General features: G+C 65.9%; 24 protein-coding genes. 12 read left to right on the top strand and 12 right to left on the bottom strand.

From position 1 onward, the window contains the following. Nucleotides 1-53 precede the first annotated feature (53 nt). From AC5P78_RS19980 to AC5P78_RS19965, 4 genes are all read left to right on the top strand, one after another. A complete protein-coding gene (locus tag AC5P78_RS19980; RefSeq protein ID WP_262225690.1) occupies nt 54-620 on the top strand; it encodes a cold-shock protein in 567 nt (188 codons plus the stop codon). 100 nt (nt 621-720) lie between these two features. After that, a complete protein-coding gene (locus tag AC5P78_RS19975; RefSeq protein WP_024957931.1) occupies nt 721-1,383 on the top strand; it encodes an imm11 family protein in 663 nt (220 codons plus the stop codon). A gap of 41 nt (nt 1,384-1,424) precedes the next feature. Beyond that, a complete protein-coding gene (locus AC5P78_RS19970) occupies nt 1,425-1,826 on the top strand; it encodes a hypothetical protein (protein WP_495217343.1) in 402 nt (133 codons plus the stop codon). Beyond that, nucleotides 1,739-4,129: an XVIPCD domain-containing protein gene (locus AC5P78_RS19965; protein ID WP_495217342.1), complete on the top strand. Its 2,391-nt coding sequence runs from the start codon at nt 1,739-1,741 to the stop codon at nt 4,127-4,129. Before AC5P78_RS19970 ends, AC5P78_RS19965 begins: the two co-directional genes overlap by 88 nt. A gap of 99 nt (nt 4,130-4,228) precedes the next feature. On the opposite strand, the gene AC5P78_RS19960 is transcribed toward AC5P78_RS19965, so the two are convergent. Next, the gene (locus AC5P78_RS19960) at nt 4,229-4,987 is read right to left on the bottom strand and encodes a carbon-nitrogen hydrolase family protein (protein ID WP_495217340.1); all 759 of its coding nucleotides are present in this window, start codon (nt 4,985-4,987) and stop codon (nt 4,229-4,231) included. Nucleotides 4,988-5,249: 262 nt separating this feature from the next. Here AC5P78_RS19960 and AC5P78_RS19955 point away from each other — a divergent pair, with 262 nt between their 5' ends. After that, nucleotides 5,250-6,749: a YifB family Mg chelatase-like AAA ATPase gene (locus AC5P78_RS19955; protein WP_012481486.1), complete on the top strand. Its 1,500-nt coding sequence runs from the start codon at nt 5,250-5,252 to the stop codon at nt 6,747-6,749. 159 nt (nt 6,750-6,908) lie between these two features. On the opposite strand, the gene AC5P78_RS19950 is transcribed toward AC5P78_RS19955, so the two are convergent. From AC5P78_RS19950 to yidA, 3 genes are all read right to left on the bottom strand, one after another. Further along, complete coding sequence (locus tag AC5P78_RS19950; protein ID WP_099472686.1) at nt 6,909-7,295, bottom strand: hypothetical protein; 387 nt, start codon at nt 7,293-7,295, stop codon at nt 6,909-6,911. A 165-nt stretch (nt 7,296-7,460) separates the two neighbouring features. Then, entirely contained in the window at nt 7,461-9,779 is a 2,319-nt protein-coding gene (locus AC5P78_RS19945) for a TonB-dependent receptor (protein ID WP_495217339.1), read from the bottom strand. A gap of 343 nt (nt 9,780-10,122) precedes the next feature. Next, the gene (gene yidA, locus AC5P78_RS19940; protein WP_099498016.1) at nt 10,123-10,956 is read right to left on the bottom strand and encodes a sugar-phosphatase; all 834 of its coding nucleotides are present in this window, start codon (nt 10,954-10,956) and stop codon (nt 10,123-10,125) included. 149 nt (nt 10,957-11,105) lie between these two features. Here yidA and AC5P78_RS19935 point away from each other — a divergent pair, with 149 nt between their 5' ends. Next, nucleotides 11,106-11,756 (top strand): exopolysaccharide biosynthesis protein, encoded by a 651-nt coding sequence (locus AC5P78_RS19935; RefSeq protein ID WP_005411467.1) that lies wholly within the window; start codon nt 11,106-11,108, stop codon nt 11,754-11,756. 147 nt (nt 11,757-11,903) lie between these two features. On the opposite strand, the gene AC5P78_RS19930 is transcribed toward AC5P78_RS19935, so the two are convergent. The 3 genes from AC5P78_RS19930 to AC5P78_RS19920 all read right to left on the bottom strand — a co-directional run bounded on the left by AC5P78_RS19930 (nt 11,904) and on the right by AC5P78_RS19920 (nt 14,182). Then, complete coding sequence (locus AC5P78_RS19930; RefSeq protein WP_495217338.1) at nt 11,904-13,214, bottom strand: PQQ-dependent sugar dehydrogenase; 1,311 nt, start codon at nt 13,212-13,214, stop codon at nt 11,904-11,906. Next, nucleotides 13,207-13,647 carry a DUF2231 domain-containing protein gene (locus tag AC5P78_RS19925; RefSeq protein ID WP_062605460.1) on the bottom strand — a complete coding sequence of 147 codons (441 nt, stop codon included), beginning with the start codon at nt 13,645-13,647 and terminating at the stop codon, nt 13,207-13,209. Before AC5P78_RS19925 ends, AC5P78_RS19930 begins: the two co-directional genes overlap by 8 nt. A 229-nt stretch (nt 13,648-13,876) precedes the next feature. Beyond that, a complete protein-coding gene (locus AC5P78_RS19920; RefSeq protein ID WP_229302613.1) occupies nt 13,877-14,182 on the bottom strand; it encodes a hypothetical protein in 306 nt (101 codons plus the stop codon). Nucleotides 14,183-14,413: 231 nt separating this feature from the next. Here AC5P78_RS19920 and AC5P78_RS19915 point away from each other — a divergent pair, with 231 nt between their 5' ends. After that, nucleotides 14,414-16,180 (top strand): S8 family serine peptidase, encoded by a 1,767-nt coding sequence (locus AC5P78_RS19915; RefSeq protein WP_005411470.1) that lies wholly within the window; start codon nt 14,414-14,416, stop codon nt 16,178-16,180. Continuing rightward, on the top strand, nt 16,180-16,758 hold the full coding sequence (locus AC5P78_RS19910; protein WP_005414757.1) for a hypothetical protein: 579 nt from the start codon (nt 16,180-16,182) through the stop codon (nt 16,756-16,758). The genes AC5P78_RS19915 and AC5P78_RS19910 overlap by 1 nt, the downstream gene beginning before the upstream one ends. A gap of 103 nt (nt 16,759-16,861) precedes the next feature. Here the strand turns inward: AC5P78_RS19910 and AC5P78_RS19905 are convergent, their stop codons facing one another. Genes AC5P78_RS19905 through cyoA form a run of 5 tightly spaced genes read right to left on the bottom strand, consistent with a single transcriptional unit; the run spans nt 16,862 to nt 21,407 of the window. Then, complete coding sequence (locus AC5P78_RS19905) at nt 16,862-17,542, bottom strand: SCO family protein (RefSeq protein ID WP_495217337.1); 681 nt, start codon at nt 17,540-17,542, stop codon at nt 16,862-16,864. A gap of 11 nt (nt 17,543-17,553) precedes the next feature. Beyond that, nucleotides 17,554-17,886 carry a cytochrome o ubiquinol oxidase subunit IV gene (gene cyoD, locus AC5P78_RS19900; RefSeq protein WP_005411473.1) on the bottom strand — a complete coding sequence of 111 codons (333 nt, stop codon included), beginning with the start codon at nt 17,884-17,886 and terminating at the stop codon, nt 17,554-17,556. Between the two features lies 1 nt (nt 17,887). Next, complete coding sequence (cyoC, locus tag AC5P78_RS19895; RefSeq protein WP_080281857.1) at nt 17,888-18,523, bottom strand: cytochrome o ubiquinol oxidase subunit III; 636 nt, start codon at nt 18,521-18,523, stop codon at nt 17,888-17,890. Then, nucleotides 18,520-20,496 (bottom strand): cytochrome o ubiquinol oxidase subunit I, encoded by a 1,977-nt coding sequence (cyoB, locus tag AC5P78_RS19890; RefSeq protein ID WP_495217336.1) that lies wholly within the window; start codon nt 20,494-20,496, stop codon nt 18,520-18,522. The genes cyoC and cyoB overlap by 4 nt, the downstream gene beginning before the upstream one ends. A gap of 5 nt (nt 20,497-20,501) precedes the next feature. Next, nucleotides 20,502-21,407 carry a ubiquinol oxidase subunit II gene (gene cyoA, locus AC5P78_RS19885; RefSeq protein ID WP_109337129.1) on the bottom strand — a complete coding sequence of 302 codons (906 nt, stop codon included), beginning with the start codon at nt 21,405-21,407 and terminating at the stop codon, nt 20,502-20,504. Nucleotides 21,408-21,590: 183 nt separating this feature from the next. Here cyoA and AC5P78_RS19880 point away from each other — a divergent pair, with 183 nt between their 5' ends. From AC5P78_RS19880 to AC5P78_RS19865, 4 genes are read left to right on the top strand one after another with little or no spacing between them, the layout of a single operon-like run. Further along, complete coding sequence (locus tag AC5P78_RS19880; protein ID WP_012481501.1) at nt 21,591-23,006, top strand: aminotransferase-like domain-containing protein; 1,416 nt, start codon at nt 21,591-21,593, stop codon at nt 23,004-23,006. Nucleotides 23,007-23,061: 55 nt separating this feature from the next. Further along, on the top strand, nt 23,062-23,340 hold the full coding sequence (locus AC5P78_RS19875; protein ID WP_005420041.1) for a hypothetical protein: 279 nt from the start codon (nt 23,062-23,064) through the stop codon (nt 23,338-23,340). After that, nucleotides 23,340-23,939, top strand: coding sequence for a DUF6436 domain-containing protein (locus AC5P78_RS19870; protein ID WP_049395335.1), 600 nt, complete (start codon nt 23,340-23,342; stop codon nt 23,937-23,939). Before AC5P78_RS19875 ends, AC5P78_RS19870 begins: the two co-directional genes overlap by 1 nt. A 9-nt stretch (nt 23,940-23,948) precedes the next feature. Continuing rightward, nucleotides 23,949-25,463: an aminotransferase-like domain-containing protein gene (locus tag AC5P78_RS19865; RefSeq protein WP_495217335.1), complete on the top strand. Its 1,515-nt coding sequence runs from the start codon at nt 23,949-23,951 to the stop codon at nt 25,461-25,463. Nucleotides 25,464-25,998: the final 535 nt, after the last annotated feature.

Here is a 25,998-nt window from a genome sequence, read left to right as displayed (position 1 = left end):
TCTGCCTGTGTCTGGGGTGACAAATGAAGAACCACGGCCTTGCCGCTGCGGCGGTGTGCGCCTCGATCATGGCGGCGGTGTGGATGGGGTGGCCCGAGCCTGCGGGCGATCAGGTGTGGGCCTACCAGAAGCTGCGGCCGGCCGATTACCGCCTGCTGCGCAGTGATGCGCTTGGCTTCGTGACCGCGAAGGCCCACGAGGGCTTTGAACTGCACGCGCGCCATGCCGGGGCGACGTCCTTCGAGATCCGGTGCAAGGGCGTGCTGGTGATGGACGTGGAGAACGCGCCCTCGCGCGTGCTGATCCGCATGCCTGCCGATGCGCGGTGGCGGGCGCCGGACATCGAGCGTCTGCGCACCAGCGTCGAGCGTTGGCTGGATCTGCACCAGAGCCAGGGGCGGTTGCTGGTGGAAAGCGCGGGGCCTTCGTGGGTTGAGGCACGGCTTGGGCGCCTTGACAGGTCGGTGCCTGATGACCAGCGCTGCGTGTTCAGGGACCCAGGCCACCCTCGGCTGGAATCTCCCTCGTCATTCCGCCTATCCAGCAGACCATTGCAGGCAGTGGAAGGAATGGCAGCATCATCCTCGGCATTGCTCCGAAATTCCAAAAGAGCCGCGTGAACCACGTGCCCTCGGCACCGTTTCGGCGCAACTTGTGGCTGCGCAGAAGCCCCGCTAGCATCGGCTCAACGGTTTTTCCCGTTCTGCCCCCGCATCCATGATGGAAGCCCCCGTGACCGAATCGACCGCCACTGAAGTTTCAGCCGAAGCCGCATCTCACAAGGGCGAATTCTTCCTGATCGACGCAGGCTTGCTGAGCAACGGCGGGGTACCCGGTATAGAGATCGCCAACGAAGACAAGCTGATCGATCCGGGGATGAATGTCATCTCGCGTCCTGATGGAACGCCAGGCCAGTATCCGGAGCGCCCCCACCTGGTTCATGTGCCCGAGAAGGGCGCAATGCCACGCGATCTGGAAGAGCTCGCTGGCATCTGGATTGTGTCGGAACCGTTGAAGCAGCTGTTTGAGCAGATGGACCCCCAGGCGTTTGCCTTTGTGGCCTGCGACTTCAGCCTTGCCGACGGCAGCCCCGGGCCCCAGTACTACCTGGGCAATGTGCTGCGCAGGCTCGACGCCCTGGATGAAGCCTCGTCCCGCGTGAGAATAAAGCTCGACCACAATTATCAGACCGGCGAGGACGAGAAGCTTTACAGCCTCGTCGGCGGCGCCAGCCTGGTGTTCAAACAGGACGTTGTGGGTGATGCCCATATCTTCCGCCAGGATCGCATGGGCGCACCGCCCATCTGCGACCGCGCGATGTTTGATGCATTGAATGCCGCCAACTTCTCCGGCGTACGGCTGCGCGATGTAGCCGATCTCTAGGACGAGCTCCTTCAAACGGATTCTTGAATGAGGTGGTGCGCATGGCCGACACACCGGTTTTCCAGGGACACCATCTGATCGAACAGAATGCGTTCGAACAAAGCCAGCTGCTGAAGTCGCTTGCCAGGAGTGGTCATTTCACGCTCCACGGTTCCGACAACATCCTCAACCTGCCCGCGAACCCCGCGCTGGCAACCCGGTTGGGTATATCGCCGCACTCGGGCGGCCCGTTGAGTGCGTACTCGGATCAACTGAAGTTCGTTCTCGACGACCTCGCAGAAACCTACGCTACGATGGCCGAGCGCTGTTGGCGAAGGATTCTGCGCCGGATGTGCGCGCTGCCGCCGCCGAGCGTATGGCTGCCCGCATCCAGAACCTGGAGTTCACGCTTCGCGCCGGCATCCTCAACGGCGACCTGGTCACCAACACGCCGGAGAACATGACCCCGGCCGAAGCCAACGCCAGGATCCGCACCTTCTTCGCCGATCTGGACGGCTACCAGCGCACCCACGCCGCGCAGATTGCGGAACTGAAGACCCTCAACCCGACCGAGTTGCGCTGGCGCGGCGTCACCCGCTCCGAAGCCAACGTGACGGCGGCGCTGGATGCCATCGACCAATCCGGCAACTCCACCCTGAGCGAGCGCTGGGGGGGCCGCGCATCGTTGGGCACCGCAATCCAGGAGGCCAACCAGGGCGGCCGCCTGCCGCTGAGCGAGCACACCGCGGCCCGCGTGCGTACGGCGTTCAACCCGGAGATGCCACTGACCATCGTGCGCCCTGGCCCGGCAACCACCGCTCCGGAACTGGCCGGCTCTGCTGGGCGCGCTGGCGCTGCGGAAGGCGCCGCCGAAGCTGCCACCGCGCGGGGACAGATTACCGGCGCACGCGTACTCGGGGCTGCGGGTGTTGCCGCACTGGCGGTGGACTTCGCCATCACCGGCCACCGCGTGGCCGAGTTGCACAGCGAAGGCAACAACGCCGGCGCAAAATCTGCGGCCACCCACTTCGTGGGGCGCACTGCAGGCGGCTTCGGTGGCGGCTTCCTGCTGGGCGCGGGGTACGGATTGTTCACCGGATCGTGGACCGGGCCAGGTGCGCTGGCTACCGGGCTGCTGGGCGGCGTGGCCGGTGGCTTCGGCGGTGAGTACTGGGCCCAGTACCAGGACAAGAAAGCGGTTTACACCCAGGTGGACCGCAGCGGCAACGAATGGAGCCGCGATCCGGAAGATGCCAAGGGCACCTGGAGCCGCAGCGTGCGCACGCCGCAGCCCGACGGAAGCTACCGCGAGACCACCATGGTCGCCGGTGGCCGGCTGGCGGATGAGCTGAACTACAAAGCCGCCAACGACTCGTATTCACTGGGCATGGCCAACCTGCCCAGGCCGCAGAACCCCTTCAAGCTTGATGCAGGCGGCGAGAGCACGCCGCCGCGCGAGCCGTTTGAAACCAACCGCCACTACGTGCGCAATCCGCACAACGGCGAATGGAACCTCTCCATCCACGCGATGATTGATGGACGCGTCCCTTTTGACTACAGCGTGCCTGTCAGCCCGGAAAAGTCGGGCCAACTGGAACGGGAATCGCAGCGCATCATTGCCCAGAACGCCTTGAACACGCCGGAGGCGCTTGCCGCCCGTTACCAGGTGGCGTTCAACCAGTACAACTGGCACGAGTTCGCCACCATTGAGCCGGTACCGGAGGTGATCACCAACGCGCTGACCCAGACGCAGCCCCTGCGCGCTTCTAACGGCGAGAAGTACACGCAGGATGCCAACGGGCAGTGGCAAACGCCGGGTTGGGTGTACGGCACCAACCCGGCCGAGGGCAGCATCGTCGAGGAGCTCAATCGTACGCGCCAGAGCCAGCAGGCCGGCGTACAGGAGCTGACGTCCATGGCCGACATCGCCCGGGCCAACCCCACGCCAACCGAATACGGCCTGCGCAGCCAGGTGGTGGACGCCTACCGTAGTGCCGGCATTGTGCGCAGTGCCGAAGAGATTGATGATGCCGTAGCCGCCGTTGCCCAGGATCATGCACGCGCCGTGCCCGACTTCGGTACGTTCATGCTGCAAGTACAGAAGGATGGCTCGCTGGCCACACTGGCCGGGAAAGATGACGAACGCATGCAGATCGTCTGCGTCACCACGCCACAGGAGATTGCCCAGGCACACGTGCAGCGCTCGACTGCGGAGCAGCAGCCCGCGGATGCCTTGCCGCGCGCGCCAACTTCACCTGAGCCCGCACCGAATGCATCGCCGCCACACACCTCCAGGCCTGCCACGCAGCACGGCGCTGACGTAGACCAGCGCCACGGCACGGCCCTGCGCCCAGATGGCAGCGGGCTGTTGGAACAGCTGCGCTCGTCGGTAGCCATGCTGGATGAGAAGAACAACAAGCCGTGGGACCAGAACAGCGACCGCCTGCTGGCCAGCGCCTACCGGCTTGCGGCAGAAGCCGGGTTCAAGCCCGGCGACCAGGTAGACATGGCACTGAGTGAAGCCACCGAAACCCGTGCTGCGGGCGCCACGCTGTTCGTGACGCGCTCAGGACCGGGCGCGTCATCGGACCCCGCCGCCAACCGGGTGCAGATGCCAACACAGGACGCCCTGGCGGTCGCGCCGGAGCAGCAGTATGCAGCGGCCAACCGGAGCCTCGGCGCTCAGGATCGGGAGCAGTCGCAGCAGCTGGCGCAAGCGCAGGAACGGCAGCAGGAAGAGAGCCGGCAGGGGCCGCGGTTGGGTTGATGGCAACGTGACGCTTGGGTTCTTCATGAGAACGCCAGGGTTCCTGCCTGGACGGAATCAGGCGAATGCTCCCTCCGAACATCTCAAGCCTTCCGGGCGTTAGCCCGCACTCCCGAGCGTGCCCATTGCTGGGAGTGTCACGGCACTACCGCTCTGATCTGCGAGGTCATACACCACCAATGCCTCGTCTCCAGTTCCGGCGCGGCACTTCAGCGCCCCCCTGTTGTCCCAGGCGGCGGACCCTCCCGTCATCTCGAATCCATCGGCATGGCCCACGCCGTTGCATACCAACACGATCATCCCAAGCTCCCGCGCGACTGTTGCGTAGTGGCGGTGAGCCCGCTCCATACCGATCATGTTCTTTGCAACACTGGCAACGTAGACCGTCGCTCCCGCGTCCTTGGCCCGCAATGCACTTTCCATCTGTAGCGACTCGAAGCAGATGGCGGGGACAAGAATTTCCTCTCCAAGGGTTACTGACAGGGACGTGGTTCCTGCCTTGAAATAAGGCAGTTCGTCGGCATGCAGCATCTGCTTGGTGTAGACAGCCGGTGCCTGACCGCTGCGGAAGACGAACATGCCGATCTCCGGCCCATCCTTGCCGCGATACGGCCCGCCGACTGCGACCAGAATCTGGTGCCGATCGCTCAGAGACTGGAATACCTCCAGACGCGCGTCATCTGGGGTCATTGCCAGCTGTTCGGCCAACCGCGGCTCATAGCCGGTCAGCGACATCTCCGGAAAGAGGACCGCCGCACCGCCACACGAGGCGGCTCGTTCAATGAAGTGCACGTGCCGTTCGATATTGCCAACGATGTCGCCAGGAGCTGACCGCATCTGTGCTGCAACAATCTTCATTCCATCCTCTCTACTCAGACGCAGGCCGAAGCAAGAACCGCCTCGTACGCTGATTATGCAACCGCCGATTGAGTGCATCCATCGGGGATCGAGGGGCGATCTTGACGCTTCAGCGAGGCGACTCCTGATGCGCAGCGATGACTATTCAGAGCGAAGGATCGCCCTTGACCGGAATCCCCCTAGCCGTTTCACCCGCAATGCCCGATGGCGCCGTGCCGAATGCCTGCCGCACCATCGAACATCCATCCGCAGGAAACCACACATGAGCCTGGCGCTGGTCCACAGCCGTGCCCGCGCCGGGGTCGATGCCCCGCTGGTGCGGGTGGAAGTGCATCTCTCTGGCGGCCTGCCTGTCACCCAGATCGTGGGCCTGGCCGAAACCAGCGTGCGCGAATCCCGCGAGCGCGTGCGTGCCGCCCTGCTCTGCGCGCGCTTCGACTTTCCGCAGCGGCGCATCACGTTGAATCTGGCGCCTGCCGACCTGCCCAAGGAAGGTGGTCGCTACGACCTGGCGATTGCCTTGGGCATTCTTGCGGCCAGCGGCCAGGTCGATCCACAGTCGCTGCTTCAATACGAGTTTCTGGGCGAGCTGGGGCTGACCGGCGAGCTGCGGCCGGTGGCCGGTGCACTGCCGGCCGCGATTGCCGCCGCTGAAGCCGGTCGCATCTTGGTGGTACCGCCAGGGAATGCCGCAGAGGCAGCTTTGGCCGAGCATGCCGATGTGCGTGTAGCGCGTACGCTGCTGGAGTGCTGCGCCGGGTTGGGCAATCCGCGCCTGTTGCCGCCCGTGGAACGCGTGGACACGACACCGTTGCCACTACCCGATCTGGCCGACGTGCGCGGGCAGGCGCATGCACGACGCGCATTGGAAGTGGCTGCCGCCGGTGGGCACCATCTGTTGTTGATCGGCAGTCCTGGCTGCGGCAAGACACTGCTGGCTTCGCGCCTGCCCAGCCTGTTGCCGGATACCGAAGAGACTGAGGCGCTGCAGCTGGCCGCGATTGCATCGGTGAGTGGCGAAGGACTGGACCCGCGACGGTGGCGGCAGCGGCCCTTTCGGGCACCGCATCACAGTGCCAGTGCGGCGGCGCTGGTGGGTGGGGGCAACCCGCCCTGCCCCGGTGAGATATCACTGGCCCACCATGGAGTCCTCTTCCTTGACGAGCTTCCAGAGTGGAACCGCAGCGCACTGGAAACCCTGCGCGAGCCACTGGAGTCCGGCCACATCCGCATCGCCCGCGCGGCACGCAGCGTGCAGTACCCCGCGCGGTTCCAACTGGTGGCCGCGATGAATCCCTGCCCGTGCGGCTGGGCCGGTGACCGCAGCAACCGCTGTCTGTGCAGCGACGAACGGATCAATCGCTACCGCGCGCGGGTGTCTGGCCCGTTGCTGGACCGCATCGATCTGCATATCGGCGTGACGCGGATGGACGCGGTGGAGCTGCGGGAGAGCACGCCGCTGGGTGAGCCCAGTGCTGCGGTACGCGCACGAGTGGAAGCCGCCCACGCCCGGCAGCAGGCGCGTGGCGCGCTCAATGCGCATCTGCCGCCAGCGGCGCTGCGGGCGTGCACGAAGCTGAGCGAGGCCGATCAGGATCTGTTGGAGCAGGCCATCGAGCGTCTGCAGCTTTCGGCACGTGCGATGCACCGGATTCTGCGGGTGGCGCGCACGATTGCTGATCTGGCGGGTTGCGAAGTGATCCAGACAGCGCATCTGGCTGAGGCTATTGGTTACCGGCAGTTGGACCGGGGAAAGCCCTAGAAGCACCGTCCCGAGTGGTCGTTGGTAGAGTCGACTGTTAGTCGACTCGCGCGCGAAGCGCGGTATCTTGGTGGGCCGACGCGAAGAGCAGTCGACTAACAGTCGACTCTACCAGGAGCGGGTCATGGCCGCCTGGCGGCGCTAATGCCGCCCCCGCCATCACGCCGCGGAATCCACCCGCCCCCGCTTCGCCAGCAGCGCCACCCGACGGCTGACCAGCGCATGGAGCTCCGCCAGCTCCGACGCCCGGTCAGCCGTCATGTTCCCGCCAAACAGCACCCGCGACAACGCCGCCTCGTCGCTGTCGTCCGGGTGCTGCCACCGGTCCCGGTAAACCTTCTGGCACACCAGCCAGGCCAGCCGCAGCCCCCCACCGGGCAACGGACGGACCACGCGCTCGTAGACGTGCCAGAACTGGTACTCGGCCTGCAGGTCGATCACAGGCGTCACGGACGGCACCTGCCGGAGCCGTCCTGGGCCCCGGATGCCGAACAGCAGGGTTCGCGGGTTGTGCTGTGCCATGCCAACAGGATGACCCAGCAACATTGTGGGAACCTTGCGTCGTTGCCGGAAAATCGCTGCCGGCCGCGCAAAGCTGGGTCTGGGGTCAGAGCCCTTTGCTGCGCAAAGGGATCTGACCCCGATCACGGGATGGCTGCGGGGTCGGATCCCTTTGCGCAGCAAAGGGCTCTGACCCCGGCCTTCGTTGCCTCAGAACGTCATCGAGGTACTGAACATCAGCTGCCGTGGCGCGCTGCGCTGCAGGGTCTGGTAATCCCCCGAGAATGACGAGCCTGCAATGGTGGCGGTGCCGATGTTGTGGCGGTTGAACAGGTTGCTCACGTCCAGCCGCAGCTCCAGGCCGGGCACCGCGCTGTCCGTACCGAAGCGGTAGGCGGCATAGGTATTGACCTGCCAGAACGTCGGCACGCGGATGTCGTTCTCGTAGGTGAAGGGCTGGCGCAGGTAGGAGGTGCTGGTGGCACCAAAACGCCAATCGCCGAAATGCGCCGACAGGTCGCTGACCAGCGAGATCTGCGGGTAACCCGGCTGGGCGTTGCCCTTGATCGGGTACACCGTGTCGCCCACCACGAAGTCACTGTCGTAGTAGGAACGGGCCACGGCCACGCCCTGGTAGAACTGCAGGTGGTCGGTCAGATCGGCGGTGATGCCGAGGTCGGCACCGATCACGTGCATCTTCGGCATCAACCGCACGGTATTGATCTGTGCGAACTGGGTGCCGATGGCCGCCGACAGCAGGCGATTGCGGATGTCGTTGTAGAACACGTCGCCGGTGATCGTCAGCCGGTCGAAGCGATGCGACGCGCCCACGGTGAGGTTCCAGTTCTTCTCCGGACGCAGCGTGCCCGCCACGCGATCGAACTCTTCCTGGTCGGTGATGGTCCACGCCGAGGCGGTGTAGCCGATGTTGCCGCGCTGGGCGACGCGGTAGCCGTTCATGGTGTTGGCCAGGTCGATGAAGGCATCGGTGGATTCGGTCGGGCTCCAGAACAGCGAGACATGCGGCAGGAAGTTGCTTTTCGCGCGCAGCGTGCCGTTCACCGGCCGGTCCTTGGCATCACCGAGGCCGCCACCACTGGTGCGGAAATCCACGGCCTTGAAGCCGACACCCAGCTTCAGCGTGTCGTTCAACACGATGTCGTCCTGCAGGTAGAACTGACGCGAGCGGGTCACCCAGCTCGATGCGTTGTCGGTCTTGAACGCGGGGCCATACACATCGAACGGACCGGTGGCCTTCAGCGGCGGGCCCTCGCCCAGCAGCGGCTGCTGGTACCACTCGGTCTTGGCGGCGGCCTTGCTCTTCTCCTGCCAGAAGCCGGCGGTGAAGGTGTGCGCGCCCGCCTCGAACTGCAGGTTGAGCATGCCGCCCAGCCGGTTGAGGCGCGGTGTCTGCACCTGTTCGGAGAACGGCGCGCCGTTGGGTGACGGTACGGTCGGGTCGGTCAGCGTGGCCTGGGTGTGGCTGTTGGCGTTGTACAACTGCACGTTGCCGCTCAGCGCCGGACTGATCTGGAAGCGATGGCTGATCGAAGACACCCGGTCACGGGTGATCTGACCGGTGTCGTACGGAATCAGTTCGGACAGCTCACCGCAGGTGTAGGCGCCGCAGGACTTGTCCGCATTCTCCGGCGAGGCCACGTAATACGCCCAAGCGTAGTCCGGGTAGAAGATGTCGGCCTTCCAGCCCAGCTTGCGGATCATGTCGAAGGAGATGTTGTTGTAGCCCCAGACCTTGGCCTTGCTGTCTGACAGGAACACGGTGAAATCGCCCCAGGCGACGTCCTGCTGGAGCTTCAGGTCGCCGCGCAGGAAGTTCTGCGTGCCCTCGCCCTGGTACTTGTCGGCGGACACACGCTGCAGGTCGACCAGTACTTTCGGGCCATGCTCGCCGAGCTGGCCGCTCTGCCCGGATGCGGTGGTGACCAGCGTGTTGTTGCTGCCCACGCCCTGCTTCACGCGCAGGCTGGGCGTGTCCTGCAGCTCGCGCAGGCGGTATTCCAGGCTGCCGCCGTTGACGCTGCTGGAGAACACGCTGACCGGTGCGCCACCGGGGCTGACCGTGATCGCGCCGATGCCATCGGGCACGCCCACGTTCACCACGCTGGTGCCGGTGAGCGAGAGGAAGCCGTTGTCGTTCAGCGGCACGCCTTCGAAGGTGATGCCCATTTCGTTCATGCGGAAGCCGCGCACGAACAGGCTGGTGGCCGAGATATCCAGGCCCAGCCCGTCGGTGGCGGTATAGCTCGCGCCCGGCACCTGCTTCAGCATGGCCAGGCCGTTGTTGCCGGTGACCATCGCGTCGAGGTCTTCGGCCTTGATGATGTAGCGGTTGGGGCCGACCACCTGGGTCGGTGCCACGGCCGCACCGCGCGGCGTGGCGATCACCTGCAGGGCGTTGAGCGTGGTGGGCGAGTCGTGCGCGGCATCGTGCGTTTCTGCGGCGTACGCAGGTGCGGCGATGGCAGCAATGATGGCCAGGGCGAGGCGCGTCGTGGGTGGGGTGTTCATGGCAGTAGATCCAGGGTGCAGGGAGAGAGCGGCGCAGGCGCACGCCCAGCGCGTTGCAGCACCGGTGTCGGCGCCCTGGCTGGCGGTGCGATCGCGTTGAGGGAGTGACGGCGTAGTGCGCGCCGGTCAGCAGACGAAGACGATCATCTGCCGTGGGATTCGGTGGGGTGATTTCGACGTGCGGAATTCTTGCATCGCACTGCCGCATCCGCCATTGCACCGTGGTACAGCGCCAATGGCGGTGGGGATGGGTGGGTTATACGTGGGTATAGCCCTTGGTCGGCGCTTGCCGTTTGTGTGTGCCAACCAAGGTTGGCACCTACCAGGGCAGCTGGCCGCGCGGTTACTGCAGGACGAAGCGCTCGATCGCGCGCGCCACGCCGTCATCAGCATTGCTGCTGGTCTCAAACCGCGCCACCGCCTTCACTGCATCAATGGCATTGCCCATCGCCACGCTGGTACCGGCGTACTGCAGCATGGTCAGATCGTTTTCCTGGTCGCCGATGGCCATCACGTTGGCGCGGTCGATGCCCAGATGCTCGGCCAGCTGCTGCAGGCTCGGGCCCTTGCCTGCGCGGTGGTCGAACACTTCCAGGAAGTACGGCGCGCTCTTCAATACCGCGAAGCGCTCGGTCAGTTCGCTGGGCAGGCGCGCGATGGCGGCATCCAGTACCTCGGGCTCGTCGATCATCATCAGCTTGATGAAGGACATCGACGGGTCCATGTCGGCCACGCGGCGATACGACAGCGGCATCCGCGAGAGATGCGAGTCGGCCACGGTGTAGTAGCTGATGTCCTGGTTGGGCGTGTACATGCGCTGGCTGTCCAGCGCCTGGAAGTGCACGCCCAGGTCACGGGCCACCTGCTCGCAGAACAGGAAGTCGTCGAAGCTGAGCGGATACTCGACCACGGTTTCGCGCGTGCCGATGCGCTGCACCAGGCCGCCATTGCAGGCGATGCAGTAGTCGTCGTTGCCGGTGATGCCGAGCTCGTGCAGGTACGGCGCCAGGCCCGGAACCGGGCGGCCACTGGTCAGCACGATGTGCACGCCCAGCGCGCGCGCCTGCGCGATGGCCTTCCTGGCGCGTGGGGTGAGCTGGTGCGACGGGTCCAGCAGGGTGCCATCCATGTCGATGGCGACCAGTTCGATGGTCGATTGCCTGCGGCCCATGTCCATTGCGTTCAACTCGTTCGGGGCACGCCAGTTTACCCCCTCATGCCCGGTTCACCTCTTTGCCCACGTTGGCCGGGATACTGCAGGAGCCTGTGCGTTCCCCACCGCAGGACGGCCCGCTGACCGCCCTTCCCTGGAGAAGCTTGCGACGCATGACCTACCGTGCCCCCGAAACCGACGACAGCGCCCCCCTGGCCCAGCAGATCGAGCAGATGATCGACGAGCTGCCCGGCGACCAGGTGCGTGTCGGCACCCTGCTCAGTGCGCTGGGCGATGAAGGCCTGTTGCTGATCGTGATCCTGCTCTCGGCCATCTTCATCATCCCGGTGTCGATTCCCGGGCTGAGTACGGTGTTTGGTGCCTCGATCCTGCTGATCGGCCTGAGCCGGGTGCGCAACCGCCCGCTGTGGGTGCCGCAGAAGCTTGCGCGCCGCGAGATCGCCACCGACAAGCTGAAGGCCAACCTCGGCCGTGCGCTGAAGTGGGTGCACCGCATGGAGCGGTTGTCGCGGCCGATGCGGCTGGCGGTGATGGTGCGCTCGAAGAAGATGATGCGCCTGAACAACCTGATGCTGGTGTTCGCGACCCTGCTGCTGATGGCCCCGGCTGGGCCGATTCCCTTCAGCAATACCTTGCCCGCGTTGGCACTGATGTCGTTTGCGATTGGCTTCATCCAGCGCGATGGTGCGGCGGTGGCCGCCGGTTATGGTTTCGTGGTGGCCACGGTGGTGTATTTCGGCGTGCTGCTGGGTGGCGTGGGGTTTGCTGCCGAGTCGGTGTTCAGCGGGTTCCGGGCACGCTGAACCCGGTGGCAGAACCGGCAGGGCGGAGTCGACAGGGTAGTGTCGACTGCCCTTCGCTGCTTACCGGGGAAGCACGCGCTGCGCGCTCGAGTCGACTGACAGTCGACTCTACCGGATGTTCTTCGGCCATGGCTCGACGCTACACAGCTACTTGGCCGACACCCGCCACACCACGTCGCCCACGTCGTCGGCCACCAGCAGCGCGCCTTCGGCGTCCATCGCCATGCCCACCGGCGCACCCATCAGCTTCTTCTCGTCCTTCGAGGCGAAGCCGCTGACCACGGTCTGCGGCCGCCCGGTCGGCTTGCCGTCCTTGAACGGTACGTAGACCACTTCGTAGCCGCTCAGTGGTGAACGATCCCAGCTGCCGTGCTCGCCGATGAAGGCGCCGCCGTGGTACTGCGCCGGCAATGCCTGGCCGGTGTAGAACAACAGGCCCAGCGGTGCCACGTGCGAGCCGATGGCGTAGTCCGGCGTGATCGCCTTGGCCACCAGGTCCGGCCGCTGCGGCTGCACGCGCTCGTCCACGTGCTGGCCGTAGTAGCTGTAGGGCCAGCCGTAGAAGCCATCCTCCTTCACCGAGGTGAGGTAATCCGGCACCAGGTCGGCACCGATCTCGTCGCGTTCGTTGGCCACCGCCCACAACGTGCCAGTGCTCGGCTCCCAGTCCAGCCCGGTCGGGTTGCGGATGCCCGACGCAAAGATGCGGCTGCCACGGGTGGCCACGTCCACTTCCAGCACCACCGCGCGGCGGTATTCGACGGCCAGACCATTTTCGGTGATGTTGCTGTTGGAGCCCACGCCCACGTACAGCTTGCGGCCATCGCGGCTGGCCAGCAGTTCCTTGGTCCAGTGGTGGTTGATGGTGCTGGGCAGGTCGGTGAACTCGCGGCCCTTGTCGGACATGCGGGTTTCACCAGGCACGTAGTGGTACTGCACGATGTTGCCGGTGTTGGCCACGTACAGCGTGTCGCCGATCAGCTGGATGCCGAACGGCGAATGCAGGCCTTCGATGTAGACATGCTGGGTCCAGGTGTTCATGCCCGGCGTGCGGCGCAGCAGGGTGACCCGGTTGCCGCCCTTGCCGGCCTTGCCCGAGCGCGCCTTCACCTTGCCGGCGATCCACTGCTTGGGCGTGGTGACCGGTTCTTCGCCGGGGCCGTTGCCTTCCACCACCAGTACATCGCCGTTGGGCAGGGTCAGCAGCCGCCGCGGATGCTGCAGGTTGGCGGCGATGCGCTCGATCTTCAGGCCTTCGACCACCGTGGGGGTCTGTCCATCAGCCCAGCCGACGCCCTTGGGCACCTGCATCGGCGGCATCAGGAAGTTGGCCGGCTTGGGCAGCGGCGGCTGCGGGCCCGACTGGTCGGCCGGATGGTACTCGGCCTTGCCGGCGCAGGCCGACAGGGCGGCGGCCAATGCCAAGGCGGCGACGGTGGGCAGGATGTGCTTAGCCATGACGACCTCCCTGCAGCACCGGCGGCTGCAGTGACAGCAGGATCAGGCCCAAGGCGATCAGGGCCACGGTCAGCGCCGACAGGATCGTGCCTGGCACTGCAACGGCATACGCATCGCGGCTGTGCACGAAGGCGTTCCAGATGGCCAGCACCACCGCGACCAGGTTGAGGAAGAAGTCGATGCGGTCGATACGGGTGGCCGTGCCGTTGGGGCGCCAGACCGCGAACAGGTTGATCAGGCGCGGAAGGATGGCGATCAGCAGGCCGAAGGTGATCAGCCAGGCGGCGGCCTTGCCCCACATCACCTCGGCGCTGTTGAGGTAGATAGCGTCGAAGATCAGTGCACCGACGAAGAAGCCGAAGGGTATCGGGTTCAACAGGCTGAACAGCGTGGTGCCGAGGCCGCGATGGGCCTGGGCGAGCGGATTGACCATCATCGTGCTCCGTGCGGAAGGGTGCACGGGCTGTAGTAACACAGCGCGATGTGAGGGCGCGCGATGATACCCGGCGGGGCTGCCACACCCACCGCGCAGGCACCCCGCTACGCGGATTCGTCCTCGCGCACCTCGTGGAAGGGCAGCATCGTCTCGAAGCCGAATTCGTGTTCCATGCTGGTGCGGACCAGGCCGCCGATGGCGTAGCGGCTGGTGTTGGCATGCACGTCTATGCCACCGAGCCGCCCTCGGTGCGCAGATGCAGCGTCTCTGCGCGGCGCATGACGATCCGTTCCTCCTGCAGCAGCGCGCGTCGGTGCCTCTTCATCAACAGCCGCAGCGGTTTCACCGTGGTGATGCCGAATGCGGCCAGCTCGGGCAGCAACTCGGCGATATCGGCATCGTCGCCATAGTCGTGGCTGCGCGTATGCACGGACAGCACCACCTTGCGGATGGCGGCAACCGAGAGCGGGGTCTGGTCTGCGCGCGCACGTGCACGCTGGCGTCCATTCTTCATGCGTGTCTTCATCTGCATGTGATTACCTCGTTTCCGGCCCTCGAAGCAGACGCGCGAAGATGGCGTGAAGGCATTCGAATGCCCTGTCATAACCTGACGTACTAAGCGTTTGTGACGCAATTGGCACATTCGCAGATTGTTTGTGTGAAGAGGTAGGGGGTTGTTCGTTGTGTCGCGTTTGGCTCGTTGCGATGGGGCAGTTCCGCCCCGCCGTCCTGCCATGCCGATTCACAACAGAAGGATTCGTGTATGAAGCGACACACGCAACGCTCCGCGCCACCGCGCTCTGCGCGCCTGGCCCTCGCCACTGCCCTGGTGCTGGGCAGCCTGGCCGCCACCGCCCAGGCCCAACAGGCGGATCCGCTGGCGGGTATCCAGTGGCACCTGCTCAACACCGGTCAGACGGTCCCGGCCGACACACTGCCGGTGGCCGGCAACGATCTGAACGTGGATGGCCTGTTCCGCAATGGCATCCGTGGCCAGGGCGTCACCATCGCCATCGTCGACGATGGCCTGCAGATCGCGCATCCGGACCTGGCGGCCAACGTGGCCGCGGTGGCCGGCAAGAACTTCACCAATGGCTCGAACAACCCCACCCCGACCAACCCGGATGTCGACAACCACGGCACCATGGTCGGTGGCATCGCCGGTGCGGTGGGCGCCAACAACCTGGGCGTGCGCGGTGTGGCCCCGGCGGCGACGCTGAAGGGCTTCAACCCGATTTCGCGCTCAGCCCTGGGCAACCAGCAGAGCAACATCGAGTACGCCTGGTGGGACGGCGCGGAGTCGGCCGACGTGCAAGTGTTCAACAACAGCTGGGGCGCCGGCCCGGGCAATCCGAACCTGCCGCTGGCGTACAGCGAAAACACGATTCGTTCGTATGAACAGGCCCTGTCGGGGACGCGCGGTGGCCGCGGCGGCATCTACGTGAAGTCGGCCGGCAACAACTTCAACAATGCCTCGATCAGCCAGACCCAGGATGTCTGCACCACCGACACCAAGAACCGCAACACCGGCTGCGTGCCGGCCGGCCGCGACCCGCGCAACAACCTGTTCAACGTGATCACCGTAGGCGCGGTGCGCGCCGATGGCGTGCGCTCGTCGTACTCCTCCACCGGCTCGGCCCTGTGGGTGTCGGCCTTTGGCGGTGAGTACGGCCTGCAGGCGCAGTACGCGCCCGGCCTGGTGGCACGCGCGTACGACCCGGCCATCGTCACCACCGACGTGACCGGGTGCGCGCAGGGCAGCAACAAGAACACCAACCGCCAGAACACGCTGGACAGCAACCTGTCGGCCATCGACAGCACCTGCAACTACACCGCCAAGATGAACGGCACCTCGGCGTCGGCACCGATGGTGTCGGGCGTGGCCGCACTGGTGCTGGAAGCCAATCCGAACCTGTCCTATCGCGATGTGAAGTACATCCTGGCCACTACCGCCACCCGCAACCACCCGAACCAGCCGGCGGTGACACTGGCCGACGGGCGCACGCTGGTGCCGGGCTGGACGGTGAATGCTGCCGGCCGTGCCTACAGCAACTGGTATGGCTTCGGCGTGGTCAACGCTGCACGTGCAGTGCAGGTCGCCGAGAACTTCCAGTCGCTCGGTGCGCTGGTCGACAGCGGCTGGCGCAACACCACGCGTACCGTGGCCATCGGCAACACCTCGGCTGCCGCCGCACGCCTGACCTTCCAGTTGGCCAACGGCGCGCGCAACATCGAAAGCGTGCAGCTGGGCTTCCGGGTCAACCACCGCAACACGCGCCAGCTGCAGTTCGTGCTGGTGTCGCCCAGCGGCACCCGCAGCGTGGTGCAACCGGCGTTCACCGCGATCGGTTCGGGCACGGGTGGCGCGCAGAGCAACTTCACCAGCTGGGACCTGCTGTCCAGCAATGCCTTCCTGGATGAAAATGCCAGCGGCACCTGGACGCTGGAAGTGACCGACATGGGGCAGGCCGCGACCGCAGCTTCGCGCGGCAACCTCGAATTCTTCAAGATCCGCGTTCTGGGGCACTGATGATGAAGACCACCATTCTGTTGAGCACGCTCGCCTTCGCGGCGATGACCTCCCCTGCCTGGGCACAGAGCTCGGGGCAGACCCCTCCAGCCAGGACCCTGTCGACCGTGGATGCGCAGGAACTGAAGGCGTCCGCTACCGGCCGCTCGTTCGATGTGGGCGGCACGCGCTTCCAGCTGTCTCCCTCGACCACCGTGAAGCAGGCCAGCGGCGGTCAGTTCACGATCACCCCGCAGGCGGCGGCGACCACCAGTTCGCGTACCAAGCGTTCGCTGGATGGCGCAGCGGCCGCGCCTGCTGATGCCGGTGCCGGCAAGTTCGCGGCGGCGGTCTCCCGCGACGGAGCGCCGGTGGTGGCGACCTCGCGGGTCAAGGTGTTCTTCACCGATGCGGCATCGGCCCAGCGCGCGGCTACGGCCACCGGTGGCACCGTGGTGAAGGTGTCGAAGGCTTCGGGCCAGGCCATCGTGGAGTATCCGTCGGTGAACGCGGCACTGGATGCGACCACCAGGCTGCTGTCCACCGCCGGTATCCGCGCCACCGAGCCGGACGTGGTGCAGTGGGAAGAAACCAAGTAAGGCGTTGAGTGGTGCCCCCGGCCGGCTGGCTCTCCTGGCCGGCCGGGGATTGGTGTGGGGGTGTGCCGACCAACGGTCGGCACCCACCGCGGTAAAGGTGGCGTCAGCGGGCGGCGAGTGTGTCGCTGTGCTTGCGGCTGCAGCTGGCCAGCGCGTCGTTGCCGGCGGCGGGATGAGCGGGCTCCAGCAGCAGTCGCTGCACGTCCGAGAACAGCTTTTCCACCGGCATGCCGTACGGCGCGAACAGGCGCAGTCGACCCTGGCGGTCGAACACGTAGCCGCCCGCAATGTGGCTCATCGTGTAGGTATCCGGTACCTGGCCGGGTTCCTTTTCGTAGAACGCCTTGAAGTCGCTGGCCATCGCGGCCAGCTGCGCTTCGTTGCCGACCAGTGCGATCGCCTTGGGGTCGAACGCTTCCACGTAGGTGCGCGCGACCTCCGGGGTGTCGCGGGCCGGGTCAACGCTGACGAACACCACCTGCAGCTGGTCGGCATCCTTGCCCATCAGGTGCTTGACCTGGCTCAGCTCGACCATGGTGGTCGGGCACACGTCCGGGCAACTGGTGAAACCGAAGAACAGATAGGTCACCTGCCCCTGCAGGTCCTTCGGGCCACGCACGGTGCCGTGGCTGTCGGGCATCGACCACTGCTGGCCGAGCTCTTCGCAGGCGATGTCCTTGGAGTAGAAGTCCATGCGCGACTGCGCACTGCAGCCGGCCAGCAGGCCGAGCAGCAGGCCTGCGACCAGCCGCAGGCCACGTTGGGGGAACGCGATGCCTTTCACGGTTCGCAGGCTCAGTTGATCATCATGTGGTAGTGCATGCTCCAGATGATCCACACCGACAACGCGACGATGATGAACAGGATCACCAGGGTGAACACGAAGCTGGCCAGGTTCCAGCCACCTTCGGACTTGCGGTCCATGTGCAGGAAATAGACCAGCTGCACCAGGATCTGCGCCACCGCGAAGCCGACCAGCAGGAACAGCGTGAGCGGCCGCGACAGCACCGGGTTCATCACCAGTGCGAACGGCACCACGGTCAGCAGCGCGCACAGCACGAAGCCGATCAGGTAGGACTTGGTGGAGCCGTGCGCATTGCCGGCGCGCGAAGTTTCGACGTGGGCCATGTCAGAAGGCTCCGATCAGATAGACGAAGGTGAAGACGCAGATCCACACCAGGTCCAGGAAGTGCCAGAACAGGCTCAGGCACGACACGCGGGTGATGTTGGTCGGGGTCAGGCCACGGCGGTAGACCTGGTGCATGACCACCGCCATCCAGATCAGGCCGCTGGCCACGTGCAGGCCGTGGGTGGCGACCAGCGCGAAGAACGCCGACAGGTAGGCACTGGTGCTGGGGCCTGCGCCTTCGTGGATCAGGTGCGAGAACTCGTAGATCTCCATGCCGATGAACGAGGCACCGAGCACGAAGGTCACGCCCAGCCAGCGCAGCACCGCCGAGGTGTCGTGGCGATGCATCGCCAGTACGGCCTGGCCGTAGGTGATGCTGGAGACCAGCAGCAGGAAGGTCTCGGCCATCACGAACGGCAGCGAGAACAAGTCCTTGCCGGTGGGGCCGCCTGCGTAGGCGGTGCTGAGCACCGCGTACGAGGCGAACAGCGAACCGAACAGCACCAGGTCGGACATGAGGTAGACCCACATGCCGAACACCTTCATGCCGCCCTGTTCGTGGCCGTGGTCGTGCTCGTGGTGGTCCTCGTGCGCCTGCGTGTCGCTGGCCAGCTCGGGGCGGGTCAACAGGTTCATGCGCGTACCTCCTTCAGCTTGGCAAGGCTGGCCGCTTCGGTGCGCGCCACCTCTTCGGAACTGACGTAGTAGTCCACGTCCTCGTCGTAGGACCGGACGATCAGGGTGACGATCATCGCGATGAAGCTGGCTGCGGCCATCCACCAGATGTGCCAGACCAGGGCGAAGCACAGCACCAGGATCCAGATGTTGAGGATCAGCGGCACGCCGGTGTTCTTCGGCATGTGGATCGGTGCGTACTTCTTCGGCGGCGGCGGCAGGCCGCGCTTCTTCGCTTCGTGGAAGGCGTCCAGCTCATCGGCCTTGGGCACCACGGCGAAGTTGTAGAACGGCGGCGGCGACGGCGTGGCCCATTCCAGCGTGCGTGCATTCCACGGGTCGCCGGTCAGGTCCAGGTTGCGCTTGCGGTCGCGCACGCTCACGTAGATCTGCACCAGCATCAGGATGATGCCCGCGAACACGAACAGTGCACCGATGAAGGCGGCAATCAGGTACGGCGTCCACGCCGGGTTGTCGTACTGGTTCATGCGGCGGGTCATGCCCATGAAGCCCAGCATGTACAGCGGCATGAAGGCCAGGTAGAAGCCGATCACCCAGCAGGCGAACGACCACTTGCCCAGACGCTCGTTGAGCGTGAAGCCGAACACCTTCGGGAACCAGTAGGCGAAGCCGGCCAGGTAGCCGAACAGCGCGCCGCCGATGATGGTGTTGTGGAAGTGCGCGACCAGGAACAGGCTGTTGTGCAGCAGGAAGTCCGCGCCCGGAATGGCCAGCAGCACGCCGGTCATGCCACCGATGGTGAAGGTGACCAGGAAGGCGATGGTCCACAGCATCGGCACGCTGAACTCGACGCGGCCGCCGTACATGGTGAACAGCCAGGTGAAGATCTTCACACCGGTGGGGATGGCGATGATCATCGTCATGATGCCGAAGAAGGCATTGACGCTGGCACCGGAGCCCATGGTGAAGAAGTGGTGCAGCCAGACAATGAACGACAGGATGCCGATCGCCAGCGTGGCACCGACCATCGACTTGTAGCCGAACAGCTTCTTGCGCGCGAACGTGGCGGTCACTTCAGAGAAGATGCCGAACGCCGGCAGCACCAGGATATACACCTCCGGATGGCCCCAGGCCCACACCAGGTTCACGTACATCATCGGGTTGCCACCCAACGTGTTGGTGTAGAAATTGAAGTCCAGGTAACGGTCCAGGGTAAGTGCACCCAGTGCCACGGTCAGGATCGGGAAGGCGGCGATGATGATCACGCTGGTGACCAGCACGGTCCAGGTGAACACCGGCATCTTCATCAGGGTCATGCCCGGCGCACGCGTGCGCAGGATGGTGATGAACAGGTTGACGCCGGTCAGCAATGTGCCGATGCCCGAAGCCTGCAACGCCCAGATGTAGTAGTCGACACCGACCCCTGGACTGAACTCGATGCCCGACAGCGGCGGATAGGCGACCCAACCGGTCATGGCGAATTCGCCAACGCCCAGCGAGATCATCATCAACGCTGCGCCGACCACGAAGATCCAGAAGCTGAAGGCGTTGAGGAACGGGAACGCCATGTCGCGCGCACCGATCTGCAGCGGCACGATGATGTTCATCAGGCCGACCACGAACGGGGTGGCCACGAAGAAGATCATGATCACGCCGTGCGCGGTGAAGATCTGGTCGTAGTGCTCCGGTGGCAGGAAGCCGTCACTGCCCGGCCCGGCCGCCGCCAGCTGCGCGCGCATCATCAGCGCATCGGCAAAGCCACGCACCAGCATGACCAGCGCCACCACCACGTACATGATGCCGATCTTCTTGTGGTCCACGGTGGTGAACCAGTCACGCCAGAGCGGACCCCACAGCTTGAAGTACGTCACCGCGCCGAGCAGCGCGAGGCCGCCCAGCACCATGGCCGCCAATGTGACCACGACGATCGGCTCGTGCAGTGGCACGGCCTCCCACGTCAATTTACCCAACATGTTCGTTACTCCTGGGAAACCTGGGCACCGCCGGCAGCGCCCGCCGGGGTAGCAGCAGCGGTGTTCTCACCGACGCCGATGAACTGGTCGATGACCTTCTTGAACAGCAGCGGTTCAACACTGGAGAAGTGCTGCACCGGTACGTTCTTCGACGGTGCGGCCAGCGCCTTGAACTGCGTGAAGCTGAGCGCGTCCGGCGCGCTGCGCACCTCGGCCACCCAGCGATCGAAGTCTTCGTTGCTGCTGGCAGTGGCGATGAACTTCATGTTCGAGAAGCCATGCCCGCTGTAGTTGCCGGACATGCCACGGAACTGGCCGGGCTCGTTGGCGATCAGGTGCAGCTGCGTGCGCATGCCGGCCATCGCGTAGATCTGCCCTCCCAGCTGCGGGATGAAAAAGGTATTCATCGTCGAGTTGGAGGTGATGTTGAACGCCAGCGGGCGGTTGGCCGGGAAGTTGAGCTGGTTGACCGTGGCGATGCCCAGGTCCGGGTACACGAACACCCATTTCCAGTCGGTGGCGATCACGTCCACGTGCAGCGGCTCACCGGCCACGTCCAGCGGCTTGTACGGGTCCAGCTCGTGGGTCGACTTCCACACGATCACCGCCAGCACCGCGATGATGATCAGCGGCACGCCCCAGACCACGATTTCCACCTTGGTGGAGTGCGACCAGTCCGGCGTGTATTTCGTTTTGGTGTTGCCGGCGCGGAAGCGCCACGCGAATACGAAGGTCAGCACGATGGCCGGTATCACCACGATCAGCATCAGGCCGATGCAGATCAGGATCAGGTCGCGCTGGGCGAGCCCGACCATGCCCTTCGAATCCAGCAGCACCCAGTCACAGCCCGACAGGCCGACGCAGGCCAGGGCGACCAGCGCCAGGCGGATGCGGTTCCAGCAGATATTCATTGGAGGTCAACCCTGTTGAAGAAGCGCGCTTGACCGGCTCGCCTGCGCGCAGCGCCCGGGCGTGGAGCGGCTACACTGTGGGTACGAGGTCGCCTACAAGCAGGCGAACCACTCCAATCAAGCCCATACAAGATACAGCATTGTATGGACTTGTGCATCTGTACGTATGGAAAAAACTGACCGATGACGCCACCTGCCGCCGGCCGCCGCCTGAAACACCCCAATCGCACCTGGGTTCGCCCCTTCCGCGAGGGCGCCGGCCCGCTGTACCTGCAGATTGCCCAGCAGGTGCGCGAGGCGGTGGATGACGGCGTGCTGCGCCCGGGCGACCGGCTGCCGCCACAGCGCGACCTGGCCCAGCAGGTGGGCGTGGACCTGACCACGGTCACCCGCGCCTTCGCCGAGCTGCGCCAGGCCGGCCTGCTCGACGCGCAGGGCGCCGGCGGCACCTTCATCGCGCTGTCGGCCGGCAACCGCAGCACCTCGGTGGACCTGAGCATGAACATCCCGCCGCTGCTGGGCAGCGCGCCGTTCGCACAGGGCATGGAGGCCGGCTTCCAGCACGTGGGCCAGCAGCTGGGCCAGGGCGAACTGATGAGCTATCACGTCGGCGCCGGCACCCGTGAGGACCGCGCCGCCGCGGTGCAGTGGCTGGCGCCAATGCTGGGCACGGTCGGTGCCGACCAGGTGGTGATTTGCCCGGGCGCGCAGACCGCGCTGTGCGCGCTGATCCTGGCCCGCACCCAGCCGGGCGAGCTGATCGCCGCCGAGCAGCTGACCTACCCGGGCCTGCTGGCCGCCGCGCGCGTGCTGCAGCGGGGCGTGGTGCCGGTGGCGATGGACGCCGAGGGCATGCTGCCGGACGCGCTGGAGGAGGCCTGCCAGCTACGCCGCCCGCGCCTGCTGTACCTGGTGCCGACCATCCAGAACCCGACCACGGCAACGATGTCGGCGCAGCGCCGGCAGGCCCTGCTGGCGGTGGCGGAGCGCCACGATCTGACCGTGATCGAAGACGATCCCTACTGGTTGCTGGCCGGTGACGCCGCGCCACCGCTGGCCGCCCACCGCCACGCCGGTTGCCCGGTGTATTACATCTCCACCCTGTCCAAGTGCCTGGCGCCGGGCCTGCGCACCGCCTACCTGGTGGTGCCGGCCGGCGAGCCGATGGAACCGGTGCTGGACGCCCTGCGTGCGATCGCACTGATGCCGACCCAGTCGATGGTGGCGGTGGCGTCGCAGTGGATCCGCAGCGGCCAGGCCCGGGACATGGTGCAGCGCTTCCAGCAGGAACTGCGCGAGCGCCAGGCGATTGCCGCGCAGTTCCTGCCGCCCCGCGCCCAGGCGCATCCGGCCGGCCTGCATGTGTGGCTGCCGCTGCCGCCACGGCTGGACCAGTACCGGTTGATCCAGGCCGCACAGGAACAGGGCCTGGGCATCGCCAGCTCCGATGCCTTCAGCGTGGAAGAGCCGCCGCCGGGCAACGCGATCCGCCTGTCGCTGGGAGGCGCAGTCGACCAGGGCGCGCTGGCCGGGGCGCTGGCCAAGCTGAACGAGATTCTGTCCGAAGCCCCCGAGGCCCGGCACAACGCCATCGTCTGAACCGGGTGCATGGCACTTCATCCATACAAGATGATATTTTGTATGCAATGTATGGATGAAGGGACGTGCATCGATGCGCGCCGAGAAACTGAAGTTCCACCTGGTGATGGCCGGGTGCGGTGGCTTTGTGGTGTTGATGCTGGCCGCGCTGGCCTGGGTCTGCCTGCAGCCGCAGACCGTGGACGTGCAGGCCGCCGAACGCCACGCCATCGAGCAGTGCGTGCAGCGCAGCGAGGATCCGTCGCGTAGCGAGATCCAGCGCCGCGCGCAGGCCGATTCCTGCCGCGAGATGCGCAAGCAGTACGTGCACAAGTTCGGCGGGGACGCGTCCTGATGGGCGCAGCCGCGCCGCGTCGCCGCTGGCTGCTGCCGACGATGATCGCCCTCGCCTGCCTGTTCATGGCCGGCGTGGCGGCTGCGCTGTGGCAGTACTTCGGCTACAGCGCGCAGTCCACCTTCACCGAACAGGCCATCGTCTTCGACGACTCGCAACTGCGCCTGCCGGCCGATCTGGCCGGTGATACCGGCCGCATCCGCGTGGTGCATTTCTGGGACCCGGCCTGCAGCGTGTGCAACCGCGAGACCGGTGCGCACCTGAGCTACCTGATCAGCATGTACCGCCGCGCCGGCATCGACTTCTATGCGATCCGCCGCCCCGGTACCCAGGGCGAGCTGCCCGAGCCGCTGCGCAACAAGGTGATCAACCTGCCGACCATCGACGGTATCGAACACATCCCGGCCAGCCCCGCCGTAGCCATCTGGGATCGCCAGGGCCACCTCGCCTATGCCGGGCCGTACAGCATCGGCATGGTCTGCAACTCGGCCAACAGCTTTGTCGAACCGCTGCTGGACAGACTGGTGCGCGGCGAGACCGTGCGCCCAAAGGGACTGCTTGCCGTGGGCTGCTACTGCCCCTGGCAGGCCAAGCGCTGAGGACGCGCAATGACATCACTGACGCTGGCCGGTGCGGCCGCCGCAAACAACAACGGCGGTCACCTGTCCGAACCGACCGATGGTTATGGACAGGCTCCCGCCGTTGGAAGCAACGATACGCCCCGACATGCTCCGTACATGCCGCGACCGGATGTCGCAGCGCGCGAATGGGTGCAGGACGTGCTCGCGCACAACGGGCCGATCTACCTGCGCATCGTCAATTCGCTGGAACGCACGGTGCGCCGTGGCGGCCTCGCACCCGGACAGCGCCTGCCCTCGCAGCGCGCGTTGGCGCAGCAGCTCGGCATCGACCTGACCACGGTCACCCGCGCCTTCGATGAAGCACGCAAGCGCGGCCTGATCGAAGCACGCGGGCCACAAGGCAGTTTCATCGCACCGCCCAAGGCCGGCTTCGACCAGGTGGTGGACCTGAGCATGAACGTGCCACCGGTGCCCGACGCCGATGCGCTGGCCGAGACCCTGCGCCGCGGCGCCGCCGCCGTGCTTGCACGCAGCAACGCGCCCAACCTGATGACCTATCACCTGGGCGGCGGCAACCCGACCGACCGCCACGCAGCGGCGCGCTGGCTGCAACCGATGCTGGGAAAGGTGGACGACGCCTGCCTGCTGCTGACCGAAGGCGCCCAGGTGGCGCTTGCCGCGATCCTGGTCAGCCAGGGCCGCGACGATGATGCGATCCTCTGCGATGCGCTGGTCTATCCGGGCCTGCTGCAGGCCGCCGCCGCACTGGGCCGGCGGCTGCTGCCGGTGGACAGCGACGAACACGGCATGTGCCCCGATGCGTTGGCCCGGCTGGCACGCGAAAGCGGCGCGCGGTTGGTCTATCTCAATCCCACCTGCCAGAACCCGACCGCGCTGACCCTGCCGCTGCAGCGGCGCGAAGCGCTGGCGCGTGTTCTGGAGAGGGAAGGCCTGCTGGCGATCGAAGACGATCCTTACTGGCACCTCGCCGAGGATGCACCGACACCGCTGGCGGCACTGGCACCGCGTCATGTGTTCTACGTGGCGACGCTGTCGAAGGTGATCAGCCCCGGCCTGCGCACTGCGTTCGTGCAGTGCCCAAGCGCTGCGCACGCCGAGGCGATGACGGCTGCATTGCGGGCGACGCGGCTGATGGGTCATCCGCTGGTCTCGGCGTTGGCCAGCCAGCTGCTGCTGGATGGTTCGGCGCAGTCACTGCTGGCCCAGGTGCGCACCGAGGCACGCGAGCGCATGCGCATGGCGCGCTATCTGCTGGCGCCATCGCTGCTGCAGCGCGCGGAAGGCCTGCATGCCTGGTGCCGGGTGCCGGCGCCGTGGACCGATGCCACGCTGGTGCGTACCGCACAGCTGCAGGGGCTGGCGATTGCGCCATCTTCGGCGTTCTGTCCGCCAAGGGTTTCGCACCAGAGCGGCGTGCGTTTGTCGCTGGGGCTGGCGACGGACCGCCGACAGCTGGAGAGTGCGCTGCGACGGATTGATCGGTTGTTGTTGTCCGATGCGTTGCCGACGATCGAGCGGTAGCCCTGGAATGGGATGTGCCGACCAACGGTCGGCACCCACCCGACCGGTAGTGCCGGCCGCTGGCCGGCAGAAGATTCCCCGGCACGGTTGGAATGTGCCAACCAAGGTTGGCACCCACCCGACCGGTAGTGCCGGCCGCTGGCCAGCAGAAGATTCCCCGGCACGGTTGGAATGTGCCAACCAAGGTTGGCACCCACCCGACCGGTAGCGCCGGCCGCTGGCCGGCGGAAGATTCCCCGGCACGGTTGGAATGTGCCAACCAAGGTTGGCACCCACCCGACCGGTAGTGCCGGCCGCTGGCCGGGAGAAGATTCCCCGGCACGGTTGGAATGTGCCAACCAAGGTTGGCACCCACCCGACCGGTAGTGCCGGCCGCTGGCCAGCAGAAGATTCCCCGGCACGGTTGGAATGTGCCAACCAAGGTTGGCACCCACCAGATCGGTAGCGCCGGCCGCTGGCCGGCGGAAGATTCCCCGGCACGGTTGGAATGTGCCAACCAACAGTCGGCACCCACCCGACCGGCAGCGCCGGCCGC

It is taken from the genome of Stenotrophomonas sp. YJH_SMC_133, assembly GCF_059370655.1.
This window is presented reverse-complemented; position numbering and strand designations above follow the sequence as displayed.